This window comes from Falsiphaeobacter marinintestinus, from assembly GCF_007923355.1.
Classification (GTDB): Bacteria; Pseudomonadota; Alphaproteobacteria; order Rhodobacterales; family Rhodobacteraceae; genus Phaeobacter_A; species Phaeobacter_A marinintestinus.
Genome location: NZ_VOGO01000019.1, coordinates 51,835 through 59,255, shown reverse-complemented (window position 1 = coordinate 59,255; position 7,421 = coordinate 51,835). Strand labels below are relative to the sequence as shown.

General features: G+C 60.9%; 5 protein-coding genes. 4 read left to right on the top strand and 1 reads right to left on the bottom strand.

Annotation, left to right across the window (positions count from 1 at the left end; all coding sequences use genetic code 11):
• Nucleotides 1-1,137 (bottom strand): M10 family metallopeptidase (locus FOY56_RS22420; protein ID WP_186766439.1); only part of this gene is annotated, 1,137 nt, incomplete at its 3' end.
• Between the two features lie 549 nt (nucleotides 1,138-1,686).
• Between FOY56_RS22420 and FOY56_RS22415 the strand changes: the two genes are divergently transcribed.
• From FOY56_RS22415 to FOY56_RS22400, 4 genes are all read left to right on the top strand, one after another.
• Nucleotides 1,687-3,561: a polysaccharide biosynthesis protein gene (locus FOY56_RS22415; RefSeq protein ID WP_146348388.1), complete on the top strand. Its 1,875-nt coding sequence runs from the start codon at nucleotides 1,687-1,689 to the stop codon at nucleotides 3,559-3,561.
• 206 nt (nucleotides 3,562-3,767) lie between these two features.
• The gene (locus FOY56_RS22410) at nucleotides 3,768-6,062 is read left to right on the top strand and encodes a YjbH domain-containing protein (protein ID WP_246139567.1); all 2,295 of its coding nucleotides are present in this window, start codon (nucleotides 3,768-3,770) and stop codon (nucleotides 6,060-6,062) included.
• Entirely contained in the window at nucleotides 6,059-6,784 is a 726-nt protein-coding gene (locus FOY56_RS22405) for a YjbF family lipoprotein (protein WP_186766438.1), read from the top strand. The genes FOY56_RS22410 and FOY56_RS22405 overlap by 4 nt, the downstream gene beginning before the upstream one ends.
• Before the next feature lie 171 nt (nucleotides 6,785-6,955).
• The gene (locus FOY56_RS22400) at nucleotides 6,956-7,330 is read left to right on the top strand and encodes a hypothetical protein (protein ID WP_146348386.1); all 375 of its coding nucleotides are present in this window, start codon (nucleotides 6,956-6,958) and stop codon (nucleotides 7,328-7,330) included.
• Nucleotides 7,331-7,421 lie beyond the last annotated feature (91 nt).

Genomic DNA, 7,421 nt, shown 5'->3' with positions numbered 1-7,421 from the left:
GTCATTATCGCCGCCACCAATCAGAGTGTCATTACCGCCCCCGCCGTTCAGCTTGTCCTTGCCGTCGCCGCCGTCCATATCATCGTCGCCGCCGCCGCCCAGGATGACATTGTCCGCGTCATTGCCGATCACTTTATCGTCGCCCTTGCCGGCGCGGTATTCCTCGATCACGGTGTCGCGGGCAATTGCCATGGTGCCCTCGGCCCCGAAAACATTCGAGATCCCTTCGCCGTTCAGGTCGACAATCTGATCCTCGGTATCGGTCGAGAAATCGATGACGTCATAGCCGCTGTGATCATAAACGGTGAGCGAGAACGGCGTGCCGTCCCAGACCTCGGCCGACCCGGTGCCGAGCGCCGCATCGGTCAGCTGACCCATCCAGCTGTCACCCAGCGTATGATCCTTACCATAGGTGGTGTCGCCTGCAGTCAGACTGTCGGTCCCGGGCGCGCCATAGATCGACTGGATCGCGATGATATCGACCATCATCGGCGTCACAGTTTCGGCCCGGGTGTCGTCGACCATCGTGTTCTGTTGCTGATCGAAATAGGACATCACTGACAACTGCCAGCTGTCATTGGCAAAAAGTTCGGTCGTGCCATAGCTGGCGTCATTGTTGTAATTGCCCTGATGCCCCAGACCCAGCGTATGGCCGATCTCGTGCATGTAACTCTGGAAGGCATAGCTGCCCAGCTGGGTGCCAAAAACCTCCAGCCAGTCCGGGCCAATGTTGATCGTGGAGGATTCGACAACGTCTTCGATCGCCATGTACCCGGTGACCGCGCCAGGGTCGTTGTCATTAATGACGATCTGGGCGTCGGCGTCGCTGACTTCGACAAAGTCGATATCGGCCACCGATTCCCACGCCTCGAACGCCCAGCGGGCCAGTTGTTGGCCATCGGCTGTCAGCCCGGTGATGTTCACGGTGATCTGGTTGCTTGACGACGTGTCATACCCATGCCCGACGACACCAAGATCCTCCCAGAAGCCATCCGTCAGGTAATCGGCCATTTCGTCCAGACTGGCGATGGGGGCGGATGAGGTCGCCGACGTCGTTGCGGAACTGCTGGTTTGGGCCAGGCCTTCATAGTCACAGTCGGGCGTATAGGGGCGGAAAGCGGAGCAAATGGTGCACATGTAATTTGGAGCCTTTTCGTGTTTCAGCGCGTTTTTGGCCGTGAATTATGGCGAAGGTCGGGACAAGGGTTGGACAATCCTGTGCTCAAAACCCTTAAAAAAGAGGTACTCGTCACGATACAGAAGACACCTTGGCCATCCCTGCCCCAGCGGGGCACAGCGACCGGTATTCATGTTAAGGAAGACTGCTCTTGCCTGGTTTTTTGGCTCTTCATAATTTTTGGGTCTCTAATAATTAGGCGCACGTAAAAAACAACGAAATGTTACCCGCGCCGTGTAATAATTTTGACCGTGTAATATTTTTCGATGGTGCCCGGTTCTCGGGCAAACCCCTGGCAACGTCACACAGCAAACCGGCGGAATGCTGCACAGCACCTGTTTTCCGTTTGGCGCGCGTGCGAACTTACAGTAGGGTATTTTGCGTGCCTACTGGTCAACCGCCTGTTTTTTCTGCATTCAACGCGACGTGAACGACCTCTTCTTTTGACCCGGCATCCCGCTGGCCTGCCAATTTTGGCAGATCCTGTTTTCTGGGGGAAACGATTTAAAATGCTCAAATTAATCCACGCTCTGTCGCGGTCGCAGAAGGTTTATGTCCTGCTGGCTGTCGACCTTGCCCTTATTCCGGCTGCGCTGCTGTTTACCTATTCTGTGCAGTCCCTGCCCAACTCTGCCTATGACACGCTGATTCAGACGCTGCCCGTTCTGCCTTATTTGATGCTGATCGGGGCTGGCCTGTCGATGTGGCTGGGCATCCCGCATATCCAGTTAAAAGCCTATGAGCACCACGCGGTGGGGCTGACAGCGATCTTTGCGATGCTGCTGGCCGGTGCGTCGGCGCTGCTGTCGGGCTTTGCCGGGCTGAACCTGCCGGCGGGCACCCATGTGATCTTTGGCATCGGGTATTTCCTGTTCTCGGTGGCCAGCCGCGCGGTGCTGTACCAGATCGTCACAGCCGTCTATCGCCGGGCGCAGCCACGCTGCCGGGTGCTGATTTATGGCGCTGGCACCACCGGCACCCAGCTGGCTCAGGCGCTGCGCGCGCATGACAGCATCGACCCCGTTGCCTTTGTCGACGACAACACCTCGCTGCAGGGTCTGCTGCTGGCGGGGCTGCCGGTCTATCCGCCAGCCCGCATCGCCGAACTGGTCCGCGACCGCGACATCAAGCGGGTGTTGCTGGCGATGCCGTCCCTCAGCCAGCCGAAACAGGCCCAGATCGCGCGCCGCCTGCAAAAGATGCGGCTTGAGGTGCAGGCGCTGCCCTCGTTTGCGCAGCTGATCGGCGAAGAGGCCCTGATCGACAAACTGACCCCGCTGCAGGCACAGTATTTCCTGCCGCGCAAATCCACCGACGGCAACCTGGGCGATGCCTGTTCCAGCTACGAGGGCCGCACGGTTCTGGTCTCGGGGGCGGGCGGATCGATCGGATCTGAACTCTGCCGCCAGCTGCTGGGCTGCCGGCCGACCCGGATCATCCTGTATGAACTCAGCGAACTGGCGCTTTATACCGTGCATCAGGAACTGGCTCAGCTGATCGAAGGCACCAAGATTGAAATCGTCCCGGTGCTGGGATCGGTCACGGATCCGCGCCAGGTGCGTCAGATCCTGGCGCAGCACAAGGTCCAGGTGGTTCTGCATGCCGCAGCTTACAAGCACGTGCCGCTGGTCGAAGCGAACCCGCTGGCCGGGCTGACCAACAACGTGTTCGGCACCCAGACTCTGGCCCGCGCGGCCGCCGAATCCGGGGTCGAACGCTTCATCCTGATTTCCTCGGACAAGGCCGTGCGCCCGACCAATGTGATGGGCGCGTCCAAGCGTCTGGCCGAACTGGTGGTTCAGGATCTGGCCACACGGCATCCCAACACCATCTTCACCATGGTCCGCTTCGGCAACGTGCTGGGGTCGTCCGGCTCTGTCGTGCCACTGTTTCAGGAACAGGTCAGTCGCGGCGGCCCGGTCACCGTGACCGACCCACGGGTGAAACGGTTCTTCATGACCATCCGCGAAGCCGTGCAACTGGTGCTGAAGGCCGGTTCCGAAGCGCGTGGCGGCGAGGTCTTTGTGCTCGACATGGGCAAGTCGGTCCCGATCATGCAACTGGCCCGTCAGGTCATCGAAAGCGCGGGTTATACGGTGCGCGACGCCGCCAATCCGGAGGGTGATATCGAGATCGACATCATCGGCCTGCGCCCGGGTGAAAAGCTTGAAGAAGAGCTGACGCTGTCGGGCGACCTGATCGGGACCCGCTATCAGAAGATCTTTTGCGCCCGCGAAGAGGCGCTGTCCGAGATCGAAGTGGCCTCGGTGCTGCGAGGCCTGCGCGAAGCGCTGGCCGCCAGTGACCCCGAAGCCGCCCGCGCGATCATCATCCGCTGGGTCGAAGGCTATAGTCAGAGCAAGGCGGGGCGCAAAACCTCCTGATACGTGGCCTTGGATTCGGCGCATTTTTTGGCCCCCACCGCACCTCACCCCCCTCCCGGACTCTGTGATGGGTAAATCCGCATCACCCTGTCATCCAAATGACGTCGTTTGCAGCACAGTCCAGCACTGTAGCGTTGATCCGCTTCGCCGCTTTATGATCTAAACGCATCAGAATTGCAGCCCTGGCAAGAAGGCCCAAAATCCCCGTGTCCAAAAAGCTCCCGCACACTGCCTGGACCCTTGCCCGCCCCTGTGCCTGGGCCGGTGCAGCGGTTGTGGCCGGATGGGGCCTGACGACCCTGACGACCGGGGCCGTGCTGGCCCAATCCGGCAATCAGGTGACGGTGGCCCCTGTCGATCTGAGCGGTCTGGACACCAAAGTGCGGATTCCCGGGTCCACACCCGGCAGCGCCGAAGCCGCACCGGTGTTCACACCGCTGCCGCCACCCAGCCTGAACTTTTATGGCTCGCCCGGTCTTATGGACATGCCATCGTCCGCGATGCTGCCCGACGGGCAGTTCACCACCGGGATCTCGTATTTTGGGGGCAACAGCCGCTATACGCTGACCTTCCAGGCCACCCCGTGGATGTCGGCCAGCTTCCGCTATAACGGGATCGAAAACTGGAACCTTGGCGGGTTCGAAACCTATTATGACCGTGGGTTCGATGTTCGGTTCCGGCTGCTGAAGGAAGGCCGCTATCGGCCCGAGATCACGATGGGCCTGCAGGATTTCGTCGGCACCGGGATTTATGCTGCGGAATATTTCGTGGCGAGCAAGAACTTCAAGACCCCCGGCTGGGGTGCCTACAGACTGCCCGGACACCTGAAGGTCACCGGCGGCATCGGTTGGGGCCGGCTTGGCAGCTACAACAGCTTTGGCGGCTATGGAGAACGTCCGTCCTTCGATCCCAATTCGACCGGTGGTCAGGTCGCCTGGGACCAGTGGTTCCGCGGCCCTGCTGCACTGTTTGGCGGGGTGGAATATCGCCCCAATGATCGCCTGGGGTTCAAGGTGGAGTATTCCTCGGACGACTATGTCACCGAGACCCAGACCACCAATGTGTTCACCAAGAAGTCACCGTTCAACTTCGGCGTTGAATACCAGTGGACCGACCGGACCCGGGTCGGGGCCTATTTTATGTACGGCTCGGAATTCGGCCTCACGGTGCAGTTCCAGCTGAACCCGAATCACCCGCCGTCCCCAATGATCGTGGCGCCATCGCCTCAGCCGATCACCCGCCGCCCCGACCGCAAAACCAGCCCCAATGCCTGGAACACCGGCTGGGCTGACAGCCAGGACGCCGCACTGACCTATGTCCAGCGTCTGCGACCGCTGATGAAAGAAAGTGGCCTGGTGCTGGAATCGCTGGATGTCAGCGCGCATGAAGCCGAGCTGCGGTTCCGTAACCTGCGCTATGGCGCGATGACCAACGCGGTTGGCCGTGCCGCGCGGGCACTGGCACTGGTGATGCCGGCCTCGGTCGAAACCTTCCGCCTGGTGCCCGTCCGCGATGGTATGGGCCTGTCGGCCACAGTCTTGCGCCGGTCGGATCTGGAAGCGCTTGAATTTGACGCGCTCAGCGCCGATGCCCTGCTGGCGGTGGCGGGCTTTACCGACGTCGGTGCCCCCAGTGACACCGCAATCAGAGATCCCGATCTGTATCCCGATTACGGCTGGGCGGTATCACCGTATTTCTCGCCGGCCTATTTCGATCCGGATCAGCCTTTCCGCCTGGATGTCGGCGTGACGCTGCGCGGCACCTGGCGCCCGGCACCGGGCTGGATCGTTTCGGGCGCGATCCGCCAGCGCATCGCCGGAAACGTCAAGGATGGGCGGGTGTCGAACTCGGTCCTGCCGCATGTGCGGACCGATCAGGTGAAGTATGCCCAGTACGACACCACGATGAACAACCTGTATGCCGCCAAATACTGGCAACCGCGCAACGATCTGTATGCCCGCATCACCGGCGGCTATCTGGAAACCATGTATGGCGGGATCTCGGGCGAAGTCCTGTGGAAACCGGTGAACAGCCGACTCGCATTGGGGGTTGAAGCCAACTGGGTCAAGCAGCGCGAATATGACCAGCTCTTTGGCTTTCTCGACTATTCGGTCGTCACCAGCCATGCCTCGGCCTATTACGATTTCGGCGGCGGTTATGAGGGCCAGGTGGACGTTGGCCGGTATCTGGCCGGCGACTATGGCGCGACCTTCAGCCTGGACCGGCGGTTCGACAATGGCTGGTCGGTCGGCGCCTTCTTCACGCTGACCAACGTATCGGCAGAAGATTTCGGCGAAGGGTCATTTGACAAGGGCATCCGGTTCCGGATGCCGCTTGGCTGGTTCCTGGGCAAGCCCAGCCAGAAGGGTGTCGGCACTGTCATCCGTCCGACCCAGCGGGATGGTGGCCAGCGCGTATACGTGCCGGGCCGACTGTTCAGTCAGGTCCAGGATGCACATCGCGAGGCGCTTACCAAACAATGGCCGAGGATCTGGGAATGATGTATCTGACCCGTCCGACACGCCCGACACAATTGTTGCGCGCCACAGTCCTGACGATGATCTGCGGGCTGGGACTTGCGGCCTGCACCGGCGGCAACGAAATCACCCCGGCCTCGAATCAGGTTTTCGAGGCGGGGTTCCAGAATATCGCCCGCCGCACCGCCCCCGAGGAAGAGCGTCCGCCCCTGACCCGGGCCGCCCTGGGAACAGTTCAGGTTGCGGCGCTGGAGGTCATCATCGAGCACACCGATACCCTGGCCTATGTGTTCCTCGACAAGACACTGCGCGACAGCAGCCCCGGCCAGATTCAGGTCTGGCGGTCTCAGGATGGCGCCCAGATCAGCACCCGCAATGGCATCATCATCAATACCCGCGGGCTGGGCGGCGACGTGATGTCGGCCACGGTGCCGGTCACCGGGACCGGTGCGGGGCCTTCGCATAGCGGGGCCCAGGTGCTGCAGATCCGCGCGGGCGCCGAAAAGGTCTGGCCCGCGACGCTGACCTGCGATCTGGTCGATATGGGGCCCGAGACGCTGGAAATTGTCGAACTGAAATATGGCACACGGCACCTGCGTCAGGTCTGCGAAGCCCGGGCCAACGAAACCGAAGGCGTGGTCATAAACGACTACTGGGTTGATTCGGGGCGTGGAATTGTCTGGAAGTCGCGACAATGGGCCGGGCCGCAACTGGGGTATATCCGGCTGCGGCGTCTGGTCGAATAATCAGGCCGGCATGGCCTGTGAAACTGCAATTCCGGCGCGCCAGATGCTGTATCATATTGCAGCGCAGCGAAAAAACGCCGAAATACATGGAAACCAGTGCTGGCTCTCGTTGAAAATGACGGGAATCTGCGCTACAACCTATCTCAAGTATAGCCAAAGGGGTTTTGGATTATGAAAAAAGTGTTTGCCGTTACGGCCCTGACAATCGCCGGTCTGGCCGGCGCAGCTTATGCCGATGCGCTTGATGACGCGCGTGAACGCGGCGTCTGCGGTGTCGGTTTTGAACCGATTTCAGCAGAGTATCTGGCCGATGGCCGTCTCTCGGCTGTGTGCCCTCCGGGTTCCGGCGCGGCCGCAGCCGCTGCAGGTAGCACCATTGCGGGCAGCACCGCGGGTGCAGCTGGCGCCTTGGGCGGCACAGCTCTGGCCGGTGGCGGCGCAATCGCAGCCGGTGTTCTCGGCCTGGCCGCGATTGTTGCGATCGCAGGCAGCGATGACAGCACCAGCGGCACAACAACAACCACGACCACGACGACCACCAACTAAATCGTCTGGTTCGACTCAAGTTTTAAAGCAGGCCCTTCAGGGGCCTGCTTTTTTATGTCTGAATGACTTTTACGCTTCAGGATCGGACACT